Source organism: Chitinophaga vietnamensis, from assembly GCF_902167635.1.
Lineage (GTDB): Bacteria > Bacteroidota > Bacteroidia > Chitinophagales > Chitinophagaceae > Chitinophaga > Chitinophaga vietnamensis.
In genome coordinates, this window is sequence record NZ_CABHMS010000002.1 from 88,214 (window position 1) to 110,671 (window position 22,458).

Sequence of the window (22,458 nt, forward strand, 5' to 3'; positions counted from 1 at the left end):
TACTATTCGGTACGCAGGCTCTTCACCGGGTTGGCGAGGGCCGCGCGTACCGATTGGTAACTAACCGTGAGCAAAGCGATCATAATACAGGTAAATCCTCCGATGGCAAACATCCACCAGCTGAGTTGTATGCGGTAAGCGAAATTGCTCAGCCACTTGTTCATCGCCCAGGCCGCTAAAGGGAAACCCGCTATCATCGACAGTCCTACCAGTTTGATAAAATCTTTCGACAACATCGCCACAATGCCCGGTACGCTGGCGCCCAGCACTTTTCTCACCCCGATCTCACGGATACGTTTGCGGGTAGTGAAAGTGGCGAGGCCAAATAATCCCAGGCAGGAGATGATCACAGAGAGCAGGGAGAAGATGTTGAACAGCTTACCCATTCTTTGTTCGGAAAGATATTGGCGGGAGATGTCCGCATCCAGGAAGTCGTAAGAGAAAGGCGTATCCTGGTATATCGCGCGGAAAGATTTTTGCAGGTCGCTGATCGTTTGTTGTGCCTGTGCAACGCTTGTTCTCACAACGATAAATCCTGGATTGCCATTCAAATCGCCATACTGGCCGTTTTTGAGCACCAGCGGTTCCACCTTGTATTGCAGCGGTTTGAAGTTGAAGTCCTTTAGCACACCAATGATCTCGCCATAACGTCCATTCATCGTGATATGCATGCCCAGCGCATTTTCCGGCGTTTTCCCCATTACCTTCAAGGCTGTTTCATTTACCACAAAGTTTTTCTCATCTCCCTGGAAATCTTTCGAAAAAAATCTGCCGGCCAGCAGATTCGCGCCCATCACCCGCTGGAACTGGTTATCTACCCACATCTGCGGGAAAATAGTTTGATTTTTGGGATCTTTCCCCGGCCAGGAAATGGAAGTAGTACCAGTAGAAAGGAAAGACGGCAGATGGCTGATAATACTGTAGCGGTCTGCTTCCGCTTGCTGATCCAGCAATGCATGCAGCGCTTTGGTGCGCTGTATCAGGTCGCCGCCCGTTGGCAGCGGCACGTACAAGAGCCCTTCTTTATTAAACCCGATATCACGGTGACGGATATACTGTAATTGATAATACACCACCAGGGTACTGATCAGGATCACCACAGAGATGGTGAACTGCGCCACCACCAGGCCATTGCGGAAGAAGGCGCCGCCTGCCTGCATCATCTTCATACCTTTCAGCACTTTCACTGGCTGGAAGGAAGAAAGGAAGATGGCCGGATAGCTGCCGGCGATGAATCCGGCGATCAGGGCGATGCCCAGTAAACCGGCCACCATCCTGATGTTCAGCAGGTGGAAAGAAATGTTTTTATCCACGATATGATTGAAAGCGGGCAACAGGCAGGCTGCCACGACTGCCGCCAGCATCATGGAGATCGTAGCGATCAGTAATGATTCGCTGATGAATTGCCAGGCCAGTTGCGCGCGTGTAGCGCCGATCGCCTTACGCATGCCTACTTCTTTGGCTCTTTCTCCCGATAAGGCAGTGGCCAGGTTCATGAAATTGATACAGGCGATCAAAAGGATGAACACTGCTACCAGTGAAAAGATACGCACATATAGTATGTTGCCTTGTCCGGCCGGATCGAACAGGAGATTGGATTGCAGATGTATATCAGGCAGGGCTTGCAAACTAAAGGCGCCTTCAGTAACGCCTGGCGAGTACTTGAAGCGCATGGCAGTGATCTGCTTTGAAAGATGCTCCAGCGCTGTGGGAGAGGCTTTGAACGCGTCGTTCGTCTGGAAGTAAGTATATACATCAAAATTGTTCCACCATTCGTTAGGATCGTTCTGGGCCAAATACATGGAGATCGGCAGCAGCATATCAAATTGCAGGTGGGAATTATGCGGAAGATCCTGGAGTATAGCCGTTACCGTTACATTGTTGCCCTTGTAATCATTCATTACGTTGAGCGTTTCACCCATGGCCTTATCTGCGCTGCCGAAATATTTGATCGCTGTTTTCTCTGTAAGCACGATCGTATTAGGCTGTGTGAGCGCTGCGTTGAGATCGCCGCGCAGTAGCGGGAAGTTGAACATGCGTAGCAGGTTGGAGTCGGCATAGTAGCCGTTCTTTTCGTTATAGCGGGTTACGCCGTTACCCACTACACATTCGAGGGGGGACAGACGGGTCGCCATTTTTACGCCCGGTATCTCCGCCTTGATGGCCGGCGCCATAGCGATCGGTACGTAGGCTACGTCAGTGCCGGAGAGATGTGTGATGACCCGGTAGGTATGATCCGCATGTGGATGGAAGCGGTCGTACGACGTTTCATCCTGTACCCACAAAAATATAAGTATGCTACAGGCCATGCCGGTGGCCAGTCCGAAGATATTGAGCGCAGAGAACAATTTGTTCCTGCGGATATTGCGCCAGGCGGTTTTGATGTAGTTTTTGAGCATGATGGGAGCCTATCCAACACAATGCCGCATTAACGGCCTTTTTAGAATGAAGGAATTTATATATTATTTAAAATGATAAATTGTTCGTTTCCGGTCAGGCCTTGTCCGTATTTATGCGGTAGAGCACATGTGTTTTGAGGCGGTGGCCATCGGGGACGCGCGGATGTTCGAACTCGCCGGTTTTCTCCATGCCGAGTTTGATCATCACCTGCTCCGAGCGTTTGTTGAGCATGCTGGTGAAAGAATAGATGAGCGGCAGGTGCAACACATCGCGGGCATATTGCAGGCAGCGGCGTGCGCCTTCGGTGGCGTAACCCTGGCCCCAGGCGGATCTCCGCAGGCGCCAGCCTATTTCCACACAGGGCGTGAAATCCGCTTCAAAGCTGGGATGATTGAAACCAATGAAGCCGATGAACTGTTCATCATGCAGGGTATCTACCGCATAAAGGCCGTAACCATGCTGGTCGAAATGCGCTTTGACCCATACGAGCATCTGGGCTGTTTCTTCGAGGTTGAGCGTGGAAGAGAAAAACTCCATCACCTCGGGGTCGGCGGTGATAGCGGCGAATGGGGCGAGATCGGCATCCTGCCATTTCCTGAAGCCGAGGCGCCCGGACTGGAAGAGATAATTTTTCATCTCACAAAGATAAAGATAACGTTAACAGATACCCCATCCGTCACAAATTACTGTTTGATAGGAGGAACGTGCAGCGGCATAAATACACCGCGTGTTTGTCACGATCCGCCTTTATCCAAATGGAAGGAGGAAAGTAAGTTTGTATTGTTAAATGGAGTGCTTAAAAAAAACGTTATGAACAGCGAAGTTACCGAGTACATGGAGAAGTTACAGCCCTGGCAGATGAGCATCTGCAAGCCTTTGCGGCAAATGGTATTTGACACGGTCCCGGATATAGAAGAACGCCTGCAATACGGCAAGCCTCATTACCTGCTCAATGGCCGTTATGCCTGCGTGATTAGTGCAGCGAAAGGCAAGATATCGTTCATGATCTTCAACGCCACCGAGCTGGCGGAGATCAAAGGATTCTTTACCTCCAACGCAGGCCCCGACCGGAAAACCGCCACCATCCTGCATGGCCGCCCCGTAGATTATTCGCAGCTGGCAGCGTTGCTGAAACAGGCTGTCAGTACTTTATAAAAAAACTTCAAATTTTTCAAAATGAGAAAGCTGGTGTCATTTATGCACGTCTCCCTCGATGGATTCGTTGCCGGCCCTAAAGGCGAAATGAATTGGATAAAAATAGATGAACCCATGTTCGATATGGCCGCCGAACACACCGATGTTGCCGATACGGCCATCTATGGCCGCGTTACCTGGGAGTTGATGCACAGTTATTGGCCTACCGCCGGCGCAAAACCCAATGCCAGCCGCCACGATAAGGAACACAGCGCATGGTATAACAAGGTCGAAAAATTTGTGGCGTCACGCACGCTCAAAACAGCGCCCGATCCTACCATCTCTATCATCAGTCATGATTTTACCGATAAAGTACAGGAGATAAAAAACAGGCCTGGTGCGGAAATTATTATGTTCGGCAGTCCGGGCGCCAGCCATGCCCTCATGCGCGAAAACCTGATCGATGAATACTGGATATTTGTGAACCCCATCCTCCTCGGCGCCGGCATCCCCTTGTTCAAAGATATCAATGAAGTGATCAAACTGGACCTCATAGAGAGCAAAGCCTTCAGCAACGGCGTGGTTTGCCTGCATTACAAAACAAGATTTTGATTTAGGGATTTACGGATTTATGGATTTACGGATTTGTGGCGAATCCAAAGACCGCCACAAATCCACAAATCCGTAAATCCGTAAATTCCTAAATCCGTAAATTCCTAAATCAAAAATTCCCTAAATTTATCCCCGATTGTCAGGATACCTACCCTGCCTCATAACCATTACTCAAAATAAAACCCATGAAAAACAACTTCCTTTGGAAACACCCGCTATTGCTGTTATTGGTATTATCCGGCCTTACACTGAGCAGCTGTCACAAAAACAATGACGATACCCCTGCTCCCGTATACAACAACGACCAGTTGTATGCCGCTGCTATCAAAGATGCTATGGTGGCTGATAGTTCGGAGATCACCAACACGTTATGGCCTATCTCCGATGCAGATACCCAGCTGAAATGGAAAACCATCAATGGCCAGAAATATGTGCTGATGGCCACTTTCATGCGATTCCCTTCCAGCTATCCCAGCGGCGATTCCATCACTACCACCTGGGGCGAAGCCTGGCTGTTCATCCCTGCACAAATGAAGCAGAAGCTGGCCAAAGCTTTCCAGCCAGGATCAGACACCATTATGCGCGTATGTCAGCTGCTGGGGCTTCCTCCCGTGAACCCTAAAACCAATACGCATATCGCGGAGATGTGGGTGAATGCCAGCAGGCTATATCGCCCGGCAGGCAATCCTGATATCACCACTACTACCACGGGGCCGGTATTACTTAGCACGGTGTCGCAGAGTTATGCTACCTGGTTTAATAACTATATTATTTACGCTTACTATCATACCCTGCAGAATGCGAATGATTACCACTATCCCTGGACCCGCCTGGGCTATACGTACGACTGGGCGCCGGGATCGCAGCAGCATATTGGTCTCAGCGAATACGTGATGCAGGCTTCTTCCGGCTGCTGGGTTGAAAAAGTGAGCCGCGCGGCAGACTATTTCAAAAACTGATGTTGTAAAGGCCCTGAAATATACATCCCTCTTTCGTCTTCAACGGAAATGAACCACGCTGTGGCGCCAGCTGGCGGAAGAGGGATCTGTAATTGTTTTTTGTTGACCTTCACCTCCATACTTTTCCACTGCGCCGCCACTCCGGCCGTATCTGTTGTATAATGCATGTCTGATTTTAATATAGGCGTGCCCGTAGTAATCAGGGCGCGATAATATCCGCCATGCCTGGATAGCTGGCCGATGGCCGGCAGCGGCAAGGAATCATTGACATAGCTGTTGATGAAGGCGCTGATCTCGGCATTGGCCCAGCCGTATTTGTGGCTGTGCTTCATGCCCGGCTTGATGCATTGCTGCTGATGTTTCACCAGTGCGCAGGTGCGGGCATAGCTCTCCATTTCAAAATGAGGGTCGTTGGTGCCGTTCACAAACAGCATGGGCATAGCTGCCTTGCCGATATATTGCGAAGGGTCGTATTGTGTGAGCCAGGTATGGCGTTGTGCTTCCGTAAGGGCCTTGAGTTGTGTGCGCATACGGCCGCTTTCGCCGAGGTAGCCGCAGCCATATACGGGAACGGCTGCACGAAAACGCGGGTCGAGGCCCGCTACCGTGCAGGTGATTACGCCGCCCCAGCTGATGCCGGTAAGAGCCGTACGGTTGGTATCTACCGCCGGAAAACTGCGCAGCAACTGGTGGGCGAGGAGCACGTTGGCCACCGCATGATACATCCATTGTTCTTGTAAGGGCAGTGTGACATCGAAATAAGGCGTTTCATTTCCTGGTTCTTCAAAGCCGAGTGGCAGGTGCTTGCGGTCGGGCCCATTGCCGCGGAGGTCCATCGCGATGGCGGCAAAGCCGCGCTGCGCCCACATGATGGCCCATTCTCGAAAGGCGGCGCCGCCACCGCCATGTACCAGCACGATACCGGGCAGGTGATGGTCTTTACTGGTATCGCCGCTGAGCGTGCCGGGCGTAGCGTACCAGGCAAACACTTCCTGCTGGTGGCCATGGTAGGGTAATCCCTGGTATACAAGGGCAATGGCCGAATCCTTTTGCAGTACACGGCTGGCCGGCGCACGGTATAATGCAGGTATATCCCAGAGGGTGCCTTGCAGCGACTGTGCAAGCGCGGCATTGCTCCATGCGGTCAGCGCCAGCAGCAGGAAGAAGTTTTTCATCACGTTCATATCTCCCAAGATAATACGAAATGTTAATCAGTAGTTAATCAAAGTGATCATTGTACGGCTTTAATGTGCATGCATCTGGTAAATTGTTATTTACAGGATCAAATTGCCTGTACTATGAATAAGATCATGGAGTTGATTCTCCTGAAACTGAAGAGAAACAAGCAACGGGAACAACCGCAGCGCCGCAGGGGAGCAGGCCAATGGAACAACGAGATCAACAGCTACCTGGAGAACCAGGACAAAGCAATGATCGGTGAACTGGGTAACTGTCTGCAGCGATTTACCTGTACTGTGCAAAAAGTCAAGGAAGAATTGCGGAAACAGATCATCCATTATCAGTCTACCAACACGAGAGACCGCAAGGCCTGCGTGCGCCACCTGCGCATGACCATCATCGAGCAATATGCCGCGGTAGGGCATAGCCTCAGCAACACGCCCTTCGGCAGGTATGCGCACCTGATCAAAACAGACCTGCTGATGATCATCCTGCTATTGGAAGTGCCGCAGGGGATAGATAGTCAACACCTGATGGAGATCATGGAACGGGTGTCGCAATATGAGCAGCGGCTCACCAACAGTATTACGCAGCTGCTGTATTATTTCCGGGCATCGCTAGTGAAGGATATTGCCAGGAATTAGAGGCTACCCATATCGCATCTACCAATATATCGCCCCTGCGGGGCGTTTGTGTTGGTGGATAACATTGGGCTACCAATATATCGCCCCTCCCGGGCGCTTGTGTTGGTAGATAACATTGGGCTACCAATATATCGCCCCTGCGGGGCGTTTGTGTTGGTGGATGCATTGGGCTACCAATATATCGCCCCTGCGGGGCGTTTGCGTTGGTGTATACATTGGGCTACCCATATATCGCCCCAGCGGGGCGTCATATTGGTAGATAAAACGGGTTCCCCGGATTATCGCCCCGTAGGGGCGTTATATCACTTGAAAATGCCAATTCTCTTTTCTAAATTCAGGAATGCGTTCCCTCGTTCTCTTCCTGCTCCTGCTGGCCTGCCACGCGCAGGCACAGTCGCTACGTATAGCCGTAGCCGGTATTTCCCATGCACATGTAGCCTGGATACTGGGTCGCCCCGATAAGGGCGATATCAGCCTGGTGGGTATTTACGAAACAGATACGGCATTGTCGCACCGCTATGCACACCGCTATCATCTCCCGGAAAAAATATTTTATACCAGTCTGACGAAAATGTTGGATGCCGTGAAACCGGCAGCAGTAGTGGCTTTTGGGGATATTGTAAGTCACCGTGCGGTGGTGGAGGCCGCTGCGCCGCGCCATATCCATGTGATGGTGGAGAAGCCGCTGGCTACCACCGTTGCCGATGCGCTGGCCATGCAAGCGCTGGCGAAACAGCATCAGATACAGCTGCTCACCGACTACGAAACCAGCTGGTATCCATCCGTGGCTAAAACGTTCCAGCTGCTGCATGATAGCGCCTATGTCGGACAGGTGCGCAAAGTGGTGATCAACGACGGTCACCAGGGACCCAAAGAGATCGGCTGCGGACCGGAATTTCTCGCCTGGCTCACCGATCCTGTGCGCAATGGCGGCGGCGCGCTGATGGACTTCGGCTGCTATGGCGCTAACCTCATGACGCATCTGGTAAAAAATCGTATACCCGTTTCCGTTACAGCGGTAACGCACCATTATAAACCGGAGGTATATCCGAAAGTGGAAGATGATGCCGTGATTATCGTGGACTATGGAGATATGCACGCCCTGATACAAGCCTCCTGGAACTGGTCGTTCAGCCGCAAGGATATGGAAGTGTATGGCGATAAAGGCCTGCTGCTGGCGCCCGACAAAAACACGCTGGTACTGCGTAACAATGAGCGCGCACCGGCACAGGTGCGGCATATAACGGCAACGGATATACGCGTATACGAAGATCCGTTTACCTACCTGGCAGATGTAATACATGGCAAAGTGACAATGCCGCCCTATGGCCTCTATGCGATTGAAAACAATGTGATCGTAGTACGTATCCTGGAAGCAGCGCGGGAGTCTGCCAGAACAGGCAAGCCCGTGAAACTGATTTGATCATCTTCCTGATTATCGCTAATTTTCGTAAAACGTTATGGCTATGGATACACTCACTATCAAAGCAGCGATCCAGGTGTCGAAGCCGGCAGCAACAGTGTTTGAAGGCATCGTTGATCCTGCGCAGCTATCGAACTACTTTATCTCGGAAGGCTCCGGCCGCATGGAAAGCGGTAAAGAGGTGAGCTGGAAGTTCCCTGAATTTGACGAACGTTTCACTATCAAAGTGTTGAAAACCGAGCCGGCATCGCTGGTATCTTTCCTGTGGGGCGGGCCTGAAGGCAAACAGACGCAGGTAGATATCTCCCTGGAACAACAACCCGGAAACAGCACGCTGGTAAGGGTTACAGAGGGCGCCGCCGAGAATAATGAAGCCGGCATTAAATGGCTGATGGGCAACACCGAAGGATGGGCTAACTTCCTGGCCTGTTTGAAAGCCTGGCTAGAATATGATATCAACCTGCGCAAAGGCGCATTCGACTTCATGCGTAAAAAATAATTGTCATTTTTTCCCCTGTAGAATGGCCTGTAACAGTGCCTTTCAGCAAGATGCCAGTTGGTAACTTTATCATAGTTTCTATCACCTCGCTAAAAATAAAACTATGGAAAAGAAGATCAGCAGCGGCAAAATTTCACCGAACTTATGGTTCGCCACGAATGCAGCAGAAGCCGCCCAATACTACACGTCTATTTTTAAAAACTCCGCTATCGGCCGCACCAGCTACTATGGCAAAGAAGGCTTTGACGTACATGGCATGCCTGAAGGTACCGTGCTCACCGTAGAGTTTCAGATAGAAGGCCAACGCTTCGTTGCGCTGAATGGCGGCCCTTTATTCCAGTTCAATGAATCCATTTCATTCATCGTCAATTGCGACACACAGGAAGAAATAGATTATTACTGGGAGAAACTCGGCGCCGGTGGCGACCCGAAATCACAGGTCTGCGGATGGCTGAAAGATAAGTTCGGCGTATCATGGCAGGTAGTGCCTACGATAGTTACCGGGATGATGTCCGACAAAGATCAAAGCAAGACGGAGCGCGTGATGGCGGCGATCTTGAAAATGAAAAAGATCGATATCAATACGCTCGTATCGGCATATGAACAAAAATAACAACAGCAGATCATTTTTTTCAATGCAACATTATTGCAGTGGCTGCATGTAATTTCATTCGCATCATCCTGTTAAGCAGGGGGTAAATTTAGTTTTAGTTTTTCGCCCTGCCGTTCATAGCGGCAGGGCTTTTTGTGCAGCTGAATCAAGAAATCCGTACATCAAAAAATCCGTAAATGTCATTTTATCCCCGCAGGAAAGTCATATTCTCACGCGGCGCGAATGTTGGTGAATAGCTAACTTGGTATCCTCATCAATATGCATTACCATGTCTACAGTCAAACAAACACATCCCGCGGGGCCGCTCAACAAACAGTTCAGGGCTACCTTGCTTAAAAGCCCTTCCAAGGGCGGCTGGACTTACCTCATCTGGCCGGAATCTGTTGCCTTCTTCGGTACGCGTGGCCTTGTGAAAGTGCGCGGTACCGTAGATGGCCTGCCTTTCCAAAGCTCTTTTATGGCGCTGGGCAACGGTACTCACAAACTGCCTATCAAAGCAGACCTTCGCAAAGAGATCGGTAAAGACGCCGGCGATACGGTTACCATCAAACTGGAAGAGCGGATAGCCTGATCCCTTGTTATGATGTTTGAATATCATAATTTCGGAGGATGAAATCCAGGGAAACCATCAGCGAATTTTTTGAACAGCATGGCAGCAGGTATGCGCCGGCCTCCTTCAGCGTGAACCGCCAGGAAGAATTTGGCTGCGGCGATACCAGCCTGATCGCCAATCGCCGCGACTTCTACAAGATATCACTCATCATCAAAGGCAGCGGTCTCCTGTCTTTCTCTGATAAATCCATTCATGTACAAGGGCCCTGCCTCTCCTTCATGAACCCCATGATCCCTTATTCCTGGCAACCCGATGTGGATACCATGGTGGGATATTTTTGCCTGTTCACGGAAGACTTTATCGACGCCAATCTCAAGAACGGCGGACTGGCACAGTCGCCGCTGTTCAAGGCCGGCGGCAATCATATCTTCTTCCCCGACCAGGAGAAAACAGCGCTGCTGAGTAATTTTTTTGAGCAGATGATCAACGAACGTGAATCCGGGTACGCCAATAAATATGACCTGATCAGGAGTTATTTACAGATCATCATGCATGAGGCGATGAAATTGCAGCCGCCTGAAACCTGGCACCAGCAAGGCAATGCAGCGCAGCGTATCAGTGAGCTGTTCCTGGAACTACTGGAACGCCAGTTCCCCATAGAACCGCCGCACCAGGTGATCCGCCTGAAAAATGCCAATGAATTTGCCCATCAGCTCTCCGTTCATACCAACCACCTGAACCGCGCCCTCAAAGAGGCGACAGGCAAAACCACCACCGAGTGGATCACGGAAAGGCTGGCCACCGAAGCAAAGGCGCTCCTGCTGCACAGTAATAGAGATGTAGCTGAAATAGGCTACTGCCTTGGCTTTGAGCATGCCTCTAATTTCAATATCTTCTTTAAAAAACAAACCGGTACCACGCCTAACCAGTTCCGTAAACAAGTTGTTTCTATTTCATAATAACCTGTTTGATTGGCATAATCCGCGTGCTCTACAGGCGGCTATCTTTGTGTCATCAAAATGAAGCATATGACACAAACATCGTTAAAAGACAAAGTAGCACTGATCACCGGTGGTACTACCGGCATAGGACTCGCCGCTGCTACGCTTTTCCTGCGTAATGGCGCAAAAGTAGTGATCGCGGGCCGTCGCGAAGCAGAAGGAAAAAAAGCGCTCGCCGAATTGCAACAGATCAGCCCCGACGTACATTTTATTGCTGCCGACGTATCCGGCGCTAAGGCTGTAGCTGACCTGGTATCCGCTACTGTAGCGCGTTTTGGCCGACTCGACATAGCTTTTAATAATGCCGGCATTGAAGGTCACTTCGGCGCCATCGAAGATATTACCGAGGAAGAATATGATCAGGTGATGGATATCAACCTGAAAGGAGTATGGTTATCCTGCAAGTATGAGATCGAACAGTTTAAAAAGCAGGGCAGTGGCGGGGCGATCGTCAATACATCTTCCTGGCTGGCACGCGGCGCTTTCGCCGGTTCAAGCGTATATTCTGCTACCAAGGCAGGACTGGATGGTATGGCGCGTGCGCTCGCCGTGGAAACCGCCGCCGCTGGCATCCGTGTCAATAACGTGCAACCGGGATACATCCACACTCCGATGTTTGAACGTTTCTTCCCTGATGCCGCCGCCGCAGAACCCTACCTGAAACATGCGCCCATCGGCCGTTTTGCCAAACCGGAAGAAGTAGCGGAACTGGTGCTGTGGCTGTGCAGCCCGGCTGCGTCTTTCGTTACCGGGGAGAGCATCCTCGTAGATGGTGGTTTGTCTATCGGCGGCCAGCGCAACTAACGGTAAAGGCTACACGCCGGTTGTCAGTATCGACACTACGCTGAATAATTTCTTCTCACAATCATATTTAAAATTGATGGTCATGCCTCCGCTGTTCACATAGCGGAGGCCTCCCTTTTTATCGGGGCTTATGTTGAAAGGCGTGATGCTGACGGAAAACACGCCATCGTCGAGCTTCATGGGCGCGATCCGTATCACCTGCAAGACGGGCGTTTTCTTCAGATGCTGCACTATTGCAGCGGTACTCACTTTTTCTACCGCATATCCGTTTACGCTGGCAGGAATATAAGGACTGGCATTGCCATCCTCTTCGAGCAGCAAAGGTTTGCCGTCTTTCGGCGCCTGCTGGCTGCAATATACCTGTAATGCCTGGTAGTAGATATTGGCGCTGTCCTGTGGAGCAGCCACCTGGGCCTTTGCGGCCACCGCGCTTCCCAGCAGGCAGTAGCAAAAAAGGAGTACTGATTTCACAGATAAGGTTTTAGGTGTTGGATAAATGCGTTACTGAATTTACAACATTTTGATATCTTTCAGTATGACGAAACTGAAGCCTGCTTTCTACCTGCAACCGGATGTAACTGAAGTGGCCAGGCTACTGCTGGGAAAAACATTGGTGACCCGAATCGATGGCGTACGTACATCGGGTATCATCGTGGAAACAGAGGCCTATGCGGGAGCGATCGACCGCGCCTCCCATGCCTGGGACAACCGCCGCACCAAACGTACGGAAGTGATGTATCAACCGGGCGGCCTTGCCTATGTGTATCTCTGTTATGGCATCCATTATCTTTTCAACGTCGTCACCAATGTACGCGATGTGCCGCATGCCGTGCTGGTGCGGGCTTTGGAACCGGTAGAGCATATTGAGCTGATGCAGGCGCGGTGCCGGCATAAAAATGCATCCAGGATTACTGCCGGTCCTGGCATATTGAGCAAAGCCATGGGCATCACTGCCGCGATGGATGGCGCCAGTCTTTCAGGACAGCAGATATGGATAGAAGATGCGCCGCCATTGCCTGCCGCTATGATCGTGTCCGGCGCCCGTGTAGGCGTACAGTACGCAGGAGAAGATGCTTACCTGCCTTACCGTTTCTGGGTCAAAGACAACCCCTGGGTAAGTAAAGGAAAAGGATTGGAAAGGCCCTGAAAACGGACAGGCAGCTGTATTAAAATCGGACATATGATACATATGATTATATATAATGTATTTGTGATGATATGCGGTTGCTGGTGGCACTTTATTGGCAGGGCCCATCACAAATATGGAATATGCTCAAGAACTACCTGAAGATCGCCTGGCGCAATCTTAAAGCCAACAAAATATATTCACTGATCAATATTTCAGGGCTGTGCATCGGCATGGCGGTGGCCTTGCTGGCAGGTCGCTGGATATTCGATGAGTATACGTTCGACCGCCAGCACGAGCACTATAGCAGCATTGCGCGGGTAATGCAACATCAGGTGATCAACGGCGAAAAAAATACGTACAAGGCTGTACCTGCCGTATTGGGTGAGGAGCTGCGCAATAGCTACGGGGGCAACTTCCAGCAGGTAGTGCTTTCATCATGGACCAACCCGCACCTCTTATCTTTCAAAGATAAACATCTCTCTCTTACAGGTAATTTTATGCAGCCCGGCGCACCTGAAATGCTTACCCTGCACATGGCCGCCGGTACGCGCGAAGGCCTGAGAAGCCCTGCTGGCCTGCTATTGTCGGCCTCCGCAGCGCAGGCGCTTTTTGGCGACGCCCACGCTATTGGCAGCACCATACAACTTGATACCGCTACGCTTACCGTTACTGGCATCTATGAAGACCTGCCCTATAATAGCTCTTTCGCCAATCTGAAATTTATAGCGCCCTGGGACCTGTATGCTGCTACGCCGGAAGTAAAAGAATCAAAAGACGACTGGAACGCCAATTCTTATCAACTCTTCGTACAACTCGCACCGGCAGCGGATTTCAACAAAGTAGCCGCCGCCATCAAAGATGTGAAGCGGAGCAAATTGCCGGCCGATCAGGCAGCATTGCAACCGGAAATATTCCTCCATCCGATGAGCCGCTGGCACTTGTATGAAGAATTTAAAAATGGGGTGAACACCGGCGGCAACATTACTTTCGTACGGCTTTTTGGTATCATCGGATTATTTGTATTGTTACTGGCCTGCATCAATTTTATGAACCTGAGCACAGCACGCTCCGGGAAAAGAGCCAGGGAGATCGGTGTCCGCAAAGTAGTAGGCTCCCGTCGCAGCCAGCTGGTGACGCAGTTCTTCATCGAATCCGCCATGATGGTGGCCATCGCCTTTGTGGTGGCATTGCTTATCACAAAACAATTGTTGCCTTTATTAAACAGTCTTACCGCAAAAGAAATGACGATGGGCTGGGGCAGCCCACTGTTCTGGGTGGGAAGCATCGGCTTTTGTTTTATCGTGAGCCTGGTAGCAGGCGCCTATCCTGCGTTTTATTTGTCTGCCCTGCGGCCGGTGAAGGCGCTGAAAGGCACGTTCCGCGCGCAATACGCGGCATTGTTTTCCAGGAGGGCATTGGTGGTATTGCAATTTACAGTGTCTGTAGTGCTTATCATCGGCACCATTGTGGCCTACCGCCAGGTGAGGTTTGCCAGGGAGCGCCCGGTAGGATATACCCGCGCTGGACTGGTGGTAGCGCGGCCTTATAATACCGATATCCATGATCATATCGATGCTGTAAAACAGGATCTTTTACAGAGCGGCGCCGTTACCGCTATTGCAGAATCAGGTAACACTATTACCCGCGGAAGCCGCAGCAGCGGCGGATTTGACTGGACCGGCAAAGCGCCGGGCGCCATGGATGATTTTACTACTGTATCCATTTCGCACGACTATGGCAAGGCTACGGGCTGGCAGGTGGCAGCCGGCAGGGATTTCTCTCCCGCCTTTACCACAGATAGCTCCGCCATCGTATTGAACGAAGCCGCCGTAAAATATATGGGGCTGAAAAATCCGGTAGGAGAGATCGTCCGCTGGAATGGCCGTGCCTATCATGTGATCGGCGTGATCAGGAACATCATCATGGAATCACCCTATGCACCAGTAAAGCAGGCGGTGTACTTTTTGTACAATGGCCCCGGTGTGCTGAATATACGCATCAATCCCGCCCGCAGTGCGCCGGATGCACTGGCGGCGATAGAAGCCATCTACCACAAATATGCGCCGGACCAGCCTTTCGATTACCGCTTTGTTGATGAAGAATATGCCCGCAAATTCGGGATAGAAGAATACATTGCACGGCTGGCGGCCATCCTGGCTGTACTGGCGATCTTTATCAGCTGTCTGGGCCTCTATGGCATCGCTGCTTTCATGGCGGAACAACGTACCCGCGAAATAGGCATCCGTAAAGTAATGGGCGCTACAGTAGCGAACATCTGGCGCCTGTTGTCGGGCGAGTTCCTGCTGCTCGCCACCATCGCCTTTGCAGTGGCGGCGCCCCTGGCCTGGTACGCCATGAGCCGTTGGCTGGAACATTACACCTACCATACGGCCATGACCTGGTGGATCTTTGCTGCCGCAGGCGGCGGCGCCATGCTCCTTACATTGCTCACCGTGAGCTTTCAAACAATGAAGGCTGCATTAATGAACCCCGCCAGGAGCTTAAAGCGCGAGTGATTTCACCGCTGTCACCACCAGGTCTTTGGACATGCTGCCGTCTAAATGGCGTATATCTATGGCCGTTAGATGGTTGGCCTTCACCGCATCCAGGAGGTAACCCTCTTCATGAAAATAGAGGAACACTTCATCTCCCTCAGGCTTGCGGTACAGGTAGGATTTTTCGTAGTCATCTTCCATGGTACTGAAATACAATGCCCCGCCGGGTTTCAGCTGTTGAGCGGCATCTGCAATGAACTGTATGGCCTGCTCCTTGGAGAGGTAAGGCATGCCGAATCCGCAGACGATACCATCGAAAGTGCGGTCCATACGAGGGATATCCCGCATGTCCAACAATGCGAGGGCGACGTCCGGATTGTGTTCCCTGGCCAGTTCCAGCATATTCGGGGCGAGATCGGTTGCCAGGATACGCAAGCCCGGCTTTTGTTGCAGCAGGTAACGGGTGATGTTACCGGGGCCGCATGCCAGTTCCAGCACTTCCCCCTGCTCCGGCAGGAGCTCACAGTAGCGTGTGAGGCTGTCATGATAAGGCCGGATGTCCATATTCTTCGCCTCATATTCCTTGGCGAATTTGTTGAAAACGTCCACAGCCTGTTTGTTACGATCCATACGTGGTTTTTTAGTAATTAAATTTACTGGTATTATCCGGGATGGCATATTACCTTCGCGCAAATCTCTCTTTTTTCATGAAATCATTCCTGTTGTTCCTGGCGCTGGCAGGCGCTGCGGCTAACGTGTACGCACAAACGATTTACAGCAAGACCTATGGCAGCAAGGGTCACCCGCCGGTCATCTTTATTCATGGCGGCCCTGGCGGCAACGCCGTACAATTTGAGGCTACCACCGCGCAAAGGCTGGCGGATAGCGGCTTCTACGTGATCGTATACGATCGCCGCGGAGAAGGTCGCTCTACGGATGAAAAAGCCACTTTCACCTACCAGGAAGCGATCGAAGATCTCCAACATATCTACCGGCAATATCATCTTAAAAAAGCTTGTATCATCGGGCATAGTTTCGGTGGATTGGTAAGTACCCTGTTTACCGAAAAGTACCCGCAAAAGGTACAGGCGCTGGTGCTGGCGGGCGCCTTGTTTGCGCAGCAGGCGACCTATGATCATATCCTGGATTCGGTAAGTAAAATTTGTAAAGAAGATACTGCTTGCCTGGCGAAAATAGCCACTGTAGCGCAACTGGACCATCACAGCGCGGCCTATCGCGCCGGGTGCTTTGATATCGCCGGCGAGCATGGCTTCTTCAAGCTGTCGCATCCCGATGCAGAAGCGCGAGATATTTATCATGCTTATAAAACCGGCAGTTTGTATCAAAGCAATTTCCGCAACCGGCAGGCGCCCTTATGCTTCTATCAAAATGAAAAACGCACCAATATCGATGTGCGGCCCGTACTGAAGCAGCTGACGCAAAAGCTGGATATTTTTGCCGTCTATGGCCGTCAGGATGCTATCTTTTCGCCAGCCATGCTGGCTACTGTGGAGCAGATCACTGGGCGGGAGCATTTCCTTTACCTGGATAATTGCTCCCATTATCTGTATGCCGACCAGCAGACCCCTTTCCTCAGCGCTATCACAAAATGGCTGCGGGCGGAAAAGATGTCGCATTTGTACTATTGAGCAATAGGCCCCAGCCATTAGCTTTACATCCGAGTATTGTTGTTAATTCAATCTCCTGCTATCGCCCATTCTCAGCCAGACTTTCATGTGAGAAACCCCTTACCAAGGGGGAAGCATCGTATGGGCATGGTTTGTACATTCCGCTGCATCGTTGATAGATTGACTAGATAGACCCTGAAACAAATAGACTTGCGATCCCGCAGGTCTTTTTTGTTTGATGGCGCTAGTTCAGGGATCCGGGTTGCTGGTTCATGCTACGGGCCAGGGCTATCTCGGTAGCATAGCCGCTGGCGACGGCTTTTGGCAGGGCGATGCCGCGCCGCGCCGGCCAGGGCAAACGTGCCAGGGGCCAGTTGCATTGCTCTTTGAAGCGTTTCCAGGCTTCCGTTTTTTCGCTGGTGATCTTATAGGCATCGCACCAGAAAGCATTGCCGAGGCGGTGGTTGTTGTTGAAATCCTCGTAGCTGTCGAACAGTTCAAAAGCATAGGCCGCTGCCTGCAACATATCTTTCCAGGCTTCCTCCTCTGTGATGATGCCGGCCATAAAGGCATTGCGGGCCACCACGATGAGGCGCCAGTATTCATAGCCCCAGATAAGCTTCGGCGGCCGGCCATCAGGGCGCTGTTCCAGGCATTCTGTTATATAGCTTTCCGGCAAGCTGGTAAGATCGGCCAGGCGCTTGCGCCGGGCATGATTCGTATCCTGAACGGAAAGCACGACAGCAAAAGGTTCGGCATGATAGCCCTGTGAGAGCAGTTGTTTGGCCACCCGGCGGTAATCTTCTGTGCTGAGTATGCCCCAGTCCTGATCCAGCGATTTGCGGTAGCCAAGCGCTTCGTCGGGACGAAAAGCATGGTATTTCTCATTGCCCGCGAGCGCCGCCAGGGGATAGAATTCCAGCGTTTCGCTCCAGCAGCCGTGCTTGAACGTATCCACCAGGTGCAGGCGCAGCGCCTGTCGTTTGCCTTCCGGCAGCAGGGTAGCGCCACTGTGGCGGTAATAACGTTGTTGTTCCCGCACAGGCAGCAAACACAGGTGCCGCGCGGCCGCGATGAAGATACCCGTGAAAACCAGGAAAACCAACAAGGGTAATATTTGTACACCTTCCTTGCCTTCGGGCAGCTCATAATGGCGATGCGCCAGCGTTTGCAGCTGTATGATCAGGAAGAACGCAGTCAGCAGGGCAATGGTAAAAGAAAGTATGGCCACGGCATATACCAGCGGGCGTGATTGTTTGCCCTTCTCAAAATATTTCCATTTTGCGCTGGCCGGAAAGCTACGGTCGTTCGGGTGATTCTGTAACAATGGTTCCATTAACGAATACGATTGAAAGGGCAAACTTAAAACATCTTTCTTAAAAATTTTATCTTTGGGAAGTAACCTCAAAAATGCTTGCCCATGGAACACAGGGATTGGAACGAATTCCGCTTCAGGGATTGCCGTCAGGCAAGAGATGAAAAGAAGACCACCTACTGTCAGGAATACCTGCAACCCTCCCTCTTCTTCACGGTATATATGGATTATACCGACCCCGACGGAATGCTCGATTTTTATGAACGCTGTCTGCAGCTGGCAGGGCCGCTGTTCACGTATCACAATGGTGGCGCCACTTCCGGCGAAAAGAAGATCAGCAACAAGGAGAAAGCCTATCAGCAGTTTCCCGATTTTCTCCATTCAAAGAAAACATTTTTATGGAGAAGATTATCGAACCGCGGAGATGTTGGTAAGAAAGATGATCTGGGTGGAGTGGGAGACGCCACCTTTGAATGCTGGATACACAAGAACTTGCCGGATGCCGGCAAAGCTGCCACCACGGCGGCGCGCGTGGCAAGGCACCAGGAAGAGCTGCGCTCCCAGCAAAGCTCCCTGCTCCGCACAGGGCTCACCATTTCCCTGATGCGCATCCACCTGCCGGTAGATACTTTCCCTACGGCGCAGGCGCTGCTGGAGTGGGTGAGCGGTTTCCGCCTCCTGCGGGAGGGTAATTTCTTCTCTGCCTCCGCCGGCTATGCCATGGACCTCTATGAAGGTTATCAGCATCCCGGCGCAAAAGAAAAACTGGAACACATCCTCGCCGAATATCCGGGCTTCGATTTCGAACCGGGCATCGGCGATACGATGGGACGCCATTTCTCTATCGAGCAAAAGCAGTTTGTACCACAGCTGAAGCGCATCAACTGGCTGAACATCATCAATGAAGACGGGCTCGCTCTCCTCGGCGGAGATGCCGGCCTGATACGCAGTGTAGGCGGCAGCCCCTCTGTATTCATTCACGAACCCGGCAAGGCCCGCATCATACAGGCTGGCGCCGCACCCGCCATCGGCGGCGGCGGAAAAGCGCCGGCAGCCTACTATGCCGCCGCCAGGATATTACAGCCTCTCCTGTATGTACCGCATGAAAAGGATACGTATAGCCGTATCCGTGAGGAGGCAACGGAAAAGTGGCTTTATCATTTTCAATCTACCCCAGCCTGAATAAAAATGGCGGAAATTGCCCCGGAGAATTTCACAAATTACGACCCTGCTTCATCAACAGAGCAGCTAATTTTGAGATTGATAGCAATTTATACATCAACATCAAAATTTTAAGTGATGAAAACGAAAAAAATCTGGGCCAATTTCGCTGTGCAGGATTTAGCGCGAACCACGGCCTTCTATAAGCAACTCGGGTTTCAACAAAACGGCGAGTCGGACCAACTGACCAGTTTTTTCTTTGGCGACGAAAAAGTGATCATCCATTTCTTCTTGAAGGATATACTGGAACCCGCCATGAAAGGGCCAATAGCGGATACAAAAGCCGGAAATGAAATCATATTTACCCTCGCTGCCGAGACCAATGAAGAAGTAGATGCCTGGGAGAAAGAGATACGGCAAGCCGGAGGCACGATCGTTTCCCCACCGGAAACATTTGGCGCAGATTATTACGGCTTCGTGTTTGCCGACCCTGATGGCCACAAGTACAATGTATTCCGGATGTAGGCAGATAAAAAAAGCTCCCCGTGATGAGCGGAGAGCTTTTTCATCTTATGGCTGAAAAAGACTAGTACAAAGTGAATTCTACGCGTCTGTTCTGCTGACGGCCTGCGGCTGTTTTGTTAGACGCAATCGGCTGCGTAGCGCCATAACCGGTAGCTTCGATCCTGGAAGGATTTGCTCCTTTTGATACCAGGTATGATTTGATCGCTTCCGCACGTTCTTTAGACAAGCGCATGTTGGTAGCGGCAGAACCGGTGTTATCGGTATGGCCAGCCAGTTTCAGGCTGAAGTTCTTATCTACCAGCAGCTTCGCTACTTTGTCGAGGCTGGCGTAAGAATGCTCACGGATAGTGGCTTTACCCAGGTCAAACTCCAGGTTGTCGATCGCATCTTTCACCACTTTTTTATCTGCATCTGTTACGATGATCTTTTCTTTCACTACCTGTACAGGCGTTGGCAGCGGGCAACCGGCGCCATCTACTTTTGTGCCTGCCGGTGTGTTCGGGCATTTATCCAGGTAGTCAGGAACACCGTCGCCATCAGAATCCTGTTTCATGCTGCTGATTTCGTTCTGCATCTGCGCGATGGCTTCTTTGTTGCGTGCATCGCTTTCTGCCAGTTGATTTTTCAGTGCGGTATTTCTATCCCAGAGGTCCATCGTGGCTTGTGCCGCAGGATTTACAACGGCGAGCTGAGGTTTCTTTTTGTTGCCCAGTGCAAACTCAAGCCCTAAGCGCGCGGTAGAGAATTTGTCTTTGCTGCCATTATCTACGCCGTCAAATACTTTGCTGTTCACAAAGTTGAGGGTATAGCCCAGGTCAATGTTCACACCGCGTGCTACTACAAACTTGGCGCCTACGCCTACCGGAATAAATAATTCGTGGTGAGTGGCGTTGCCGGCAGAGTTGAGCACTGCTGTTTTACCCGCAGCCGTTTCTACAGAAGGCTTGAAGGCCATCGTACCGGCGCCGGCAGATACGTAAGGAATAACAAAGCTCTGTTTGTTGATCCAGTTGATAGAGCCGAGGCTGAGCACACCGCTAAGGGAGGCCGACCAGTTAATATCAGTAGAAAAAGCGTTGATACCATTTACCAGTGTCTGGGATTGCTTGGTAGATCCTTTCACCTGGCCGCGCATGAAGTCTGCCTGCAGGCCGAAGTTGTGGAATATCTGTTTCTTTATATAACCACCATACACCAGGCCAACGTTATTGAAGTCGAAGTTATTGAAATAATAAGGACCGCCGAAAGGGCCGAAGGCTGCTGATCCACCGCCCCATACACCTACAGACCAGGTACGGTAATCTTTCACACCATTAAAGGGCGTTACACGATCTACTTTGTGTGTATTGGTGCTATCTTGTGCAAAGGCTGATCCAGTGATTGCTAACACAGAAGAAGCCAGTATCAGGGTCTTCCCACATTTCGTAAACATGCTCATAAAATATGAATTGGGTTAAATAAAATAATCAATGCTCTGCGTCTTCAATATACCGGTATGAGATGTAGAACTTTGATGGGCCTGTTTACAAAGTCTGTGCCAATATCTTTTTATGGTGATTTAATAAATTGTATTTCAGGTAGTTATGTTCATAACGTGAACGCCTATGTTAGGATAGCGTACCGAATCTTCTCTCTTGTATCTTGTCATATTCTTTTACATAATCCGGATGTTCTGTTCCCATCACCCTGTCCCATATACGAAAATAGAGACCGTAATTTCCTTTGAATTTATTGTGATGCAGATTGTGATACACCGAAGTGTTTACCACTTCAAATAACCAGCTATGGCGAAAACCGCGGGGCATCAATTCATAACCGAGGTGGCCGTAAACATTGATGATAAAGGCAGCGATGGTGAACAGCAGTACCGATAAGGCATGCATCGGCATGATCATCGTGATGAACAAAAGCACGCCACTTTCGGCTACGGCTTCCAGCAAGTGAAAGCTATAGGAAGTCCAGGGAGAAGGATTGGTACTTTTATGATGCACCAGGTGCGTGAAATTGAATAATTTTTTGTGATGCAGCGCGCGGTGCATCCAGTAAAAATAAGTATCATGCGCAATCAGCCCCAGTGCTACAGATACGGGAATGTACCACAAAGGGAAATCATGCAGATGGTCGTAGAGCTGCGTGTAATGTTTCAGCGGCGTGAAGAAGATCAGCGCAGTGACGAGCGTAAATACCAGCGTGCTTTGCATGGAGTGCCAGATCTCGCGGAAGAAATCCTTGCGGGAAGCCAGCCGGAGCTGTATTTTTCGCCGCGACATCTTCCCCGGAAAAAATAAATAAAACAAGGCGAATGGGATGCCTGCGATCAGAAAATACCTGACAGCGGAGGCAGTGAAAATTTTAATGGTTGCATCAAAAGTGCTGGCGTTCAT

The 22,458-nt window shown here is 50.9% G+C and carries 23 protein-coding genes; 15 read left to right on the forward strand and 8 right to left on the reverse strand.

Features of this window, described 5'->3' with window-relative positions; translation table 11 throughout:
* Positions 1–2: 2 nt before the first annotated feature.
* Positions 3–2,399 carry an ABC transporter permease gene (locus FPG75_RS04925; protein WP_143305492.1) on the reverse strand — a complete coding sequence of 799 codons (2,397 nt, stop codon included), beginning with the start codon at positions 2,397–2,399 and terminating at the stop codon, positions 3–5.
* 94 nt (positions 2,400–2,493) lie between these two features.
* A complete protein-coding gene (locus FPG75_RS04930; protein ID WP_143305494.1) occupies positions 2,494–3,036 on the reverse strand; it encodes a GNAT family N-acetyltransferase in 543 nt (180 codons plus the stop codon).
* Between the two features lie 174 nt (positions 3,037–3,210).
* On the opposite strand from FPG75_RS04930, the gene FPG75_RS04935 reads away from it, so the two are divergent.
* From FPG75_RS04935 to FPG75_RS04945, 3 genes are all read left to right on the forward strand, one after another.
* Complete coding sequence (locus tag FPG75_RS04935; RefSeq protein ID WP_143305496.1) at positions 3,211–3,555, forward strand: DUF1801 domain-containing protein; 345 nt, start codon at positions 3,211–3,213, stop codon at positions 3,553–3,555.
* A gap of 21 nt (positions 3,556–3,576) precedes the next feature.
* A complete protein-coding gene (locus FPG75_RS04940) occupies positions 3,577–4,146 on the forward strand; it encodes a dihydrofolate reductase family protein (protein WP_143305498.1) in 570 nt (189 codons plus the stop codon).
* Between the two features lie 185 nt (positions 4,147–4,331).
* Positions 4,332–5,105, forward strand: coding sequence for a hypothetical protein (locus tag FPG75_RS04945; RefSeq protein WP_143305499.1), 774 nt, complete (start codon positions 4,332–4,334; stop codon positions 5,103–5,105).
* Here FPG75_RS04945 and FPG75_RS04950 read toward each other — a convergent pair.
* On the reverse strand, positions 5,090–6,289 hold the full coding sequence (locus tag FPG75_RS04950) for an alpha/beta hydrolase family protein (RefSeq protein ID WP_143305501.1): 1,200 nt from the start codon (positions 6,287–6,289) through the stop codon (positions 5,090–5,092). The genes FPG75_RS04945 and FPG75_RS04950 overlap by 16 nt on opposite strands.
* 114 nt (positions 6,290–6,403) lie before the next feature.
* On the opposite strand from FPG75_RS04950, the gene FPG75_RS04955 reads away from it, so the two are divergent.
* The 7 genes from FPG75_RS04955 (at position 6,404) to FPG75_RS04985 (ending at position 11,821) form a co-directional block, all read left to right on the forward strand.
* A complete protein-coding gene (locus FPG75_RS04955) occupies positions 6,404–6,928 on the forward strand; it encodes a hypothetical protein (RefSeq protein ID WP_143305503.1) in 525 nt (174 codons plus the stop codon).
* Between the two features lie 340 nt (positions 6,929–7,268).
* Positions 7,269–8,351, forward strand: coding sequence for a Gfo/Idh/MocA family protein (locus tag FPG75_RS04960; protein WP_143305505.1), 1,083 nt, complete (start codon positions 7,269–7,271; stop codon positions 8,349–8,351).
* Between the two features lie 43 nt (positions 8,352–8,394).
* Positions 8,395–8,850, forward strand: a complete 456-nt coding sequence (locus tag FPG75_RS04965; RefSeq protein WP_143305507.1) for an SRPBCC domain-containing protein — start codon at positions 8,395–8,397, stop codon at positions 8,848–8,850.
* Positions 8,851–8,953: 103 nt separating this feature from the next.
* On the forward strand, positions 8,954–9,463 hold the full coding sequence (locus FPG75_RS04970; protein ID WP_143305509.1) for a VOC family protein: 510 nt from the start codon (positions 8,954–8,956) through the stop codon (positions 9,461–9,463).
* A gap of 268 nt (positions 9,464–9,731) precedes the next feature.
* Positions 9,732–10,034, forward strand: a complete 303-nt coding sequence (locus FPG75_RS04975) for a DUF1905 domain-containing protein (RefSeq protein WP_143305511.1) — start codon at positions 9,732–9,734, stop codon at positions 10,032–10,034.
* A gap of 38 nt (positions 10,035–10,072) precedes the next feature.
* Positions 10,073–10,975 (forward strand): AraC family transcriptional regulator, encoded by a 903-nt coding sequence (locus FPG75_RS04980; protein WP_143305513.1) that lies wholly within the window; start codon positions 10,073–10,075, stop codon positions 10,973–10,975.
* 69 nt (positions 10,976–11,044) lie between these two features.
* The gene (locus tag FPG75_RS04985; protein ID WP_143305515.1) at positions 11,045–11,821 is read left to right on the forward strand and encodes an SDR family NAD(P)-dependent oxidoreductase; all 777 of its coding nucleotides are present in this window, start codon (positions 11,045–11,047) and stop codon (positions 11,819–11,821) included.
* A 9-nt stretch (positions 11,822–11,830) separates the two neighbouring features.
* Here the strand turns inward: FPG75_RS04985 and FPG75_RS04990 are convergent, their stop codons facing one another.
* Positions 11,831–12,292: a hypothetical protein gene (locus tag FPG75_RS04990; RefSeq protein ID WP_143305517.1), complete on the reverse strand. Its 462-nt coding sequence runs from the start codon at positions 12,290–12,292 to the stop codon at positions 11,831–11,833.
* A gap of 64 nt (positions 12,293–12,356) precedes the next feature.
* Between FPG75_RS04990 and FPG75_RS04995 the strand changes: the two genes are divergently transcribed.
* Both FPG75_RS04995 and FPG75_RS05000 read left to right on the forward strand, forming a co-directional pair.
* Positions 12,357–12,968 (forward strand): DNA-3-methyladenine glycosylase, encoded by a 612-nt coding sequence (locus FPG75_RS04995; RefSeq protein WP_143305519.1) that lies wholly within the window; start codon positions 12,357–12,359, stop codon positions 12,966–12,968.
* Between the two features lie 122 nt (positions 12,969–13,090).
* Positions 13,091–15,466: an ABC transporter permease gene (locus FPG75_RS05000; protein ID WP_143305521.1), complete on the forward strand. Its 2,376-nt coding sequence runs from the start codon at positions 13,091–13,093 to the stop codon at positions 15,464–15,466.
* On the opposite strand, the gene FPG75_RS05005 is transcribed toward FPG75_RS05000, so the two are convergent.
* Positions 15,452–16,075, reverse strand: coding sequence for a class I SAM-dependent methyltransferase (locus FPG75_RS05005; protein WP_161596670.1), 624 nt, complete (start codon positions 16,073–16,075; stop codon positions 15,452–15,454). The two genes, FPG75_RS05000 and FPG75_RS05005, sit on opposite strands and share 15 nt — an antisense overlap.
* Positions 16,076–16,152: 77 nt before the next feature.
* On the opposite strand from FPG75_RS05005, the gene FPG75_RS05010 reads away from it, so the two are divergent.
* Positions 16,153–17,094, forward strand: coding sequence for an alpha/beta fold hydrolase (locus tag FPG75_RS05010; protein WP_143305525.1), 942 nt, complete (start codon positions 16,153–16,155; stop codon positions 17,092–17,094).
* Between the two features lie 223 nt (positions 17,095–17,317).
* On the opposite strand, the gene FPG75_RS05015 is transcribed toward FPG75_RS05010, so the two are convergent.
* Entirely contained in the window at positions 17,318–18,409 is a 1,092-nt protein-coding gene (locus FPG75_RS05015) for a DUF1266 domain-containing protein (protein ID WP_161596671.1), read from the reverse strand.
* Positions 18,410–18,493: 84 nt separating this feature from the next.
* Here FPG75_RS05015 and FPG75_RS05020 point away from each other — a divergent pair, with 84 nt between their 5' ends.
* Positions 18,494–19,570, forward strand: coding sequence for a type VI immunity family protein (locus FPG75_RS05020; protein ID WP_143305529.1), 1,077 nt, complete (start codon positions 18,494–18,496; stop codon positions 19,568–19,570).
* Between the two features lie 117 nt (positions 19,571–19,687).
* Complete coding sequence (locus tag FPG75_RS05025; RefSeq protein ID WP_143305531.1) at positions 19,688–20,074, forward strand: VOC family protein; 387 nt, start codon at positions 19,688–19,690, stop codon at positions 20,072–20,074.
* Between the two features lie 61 nt (positions 20,075–20,135).
* Here the strand turns inward: FPG75_RS05025 and FPG75_RS05030 are convergent, their stop codons facing one another.
* A complete protein-coding gene (locus FPG75_RS05030) occupies positions 20,136–21,506 on the reverse strand; it encodes an OmpA family protein (RefSeq protein ID WP_143305533.1) in 1,371 nt (456 codons plus the stop codon).
* A gap of 175 nt (positions 21,507–21,681) precedes the next feature.
* Positions 21,682–22,344 (reverse strand): sterol desaturase family protein, encoded by a 663-nt coding sequence (locus FPG75_RS05035; RefSeq protein WP_143305534.1) that lies wholly within the window; start codon positions 22,342–22,344, stop codon positions 21,682–21,684.
* Positions 22,345–22,458 lie beyond the last annotated feature (114 nt).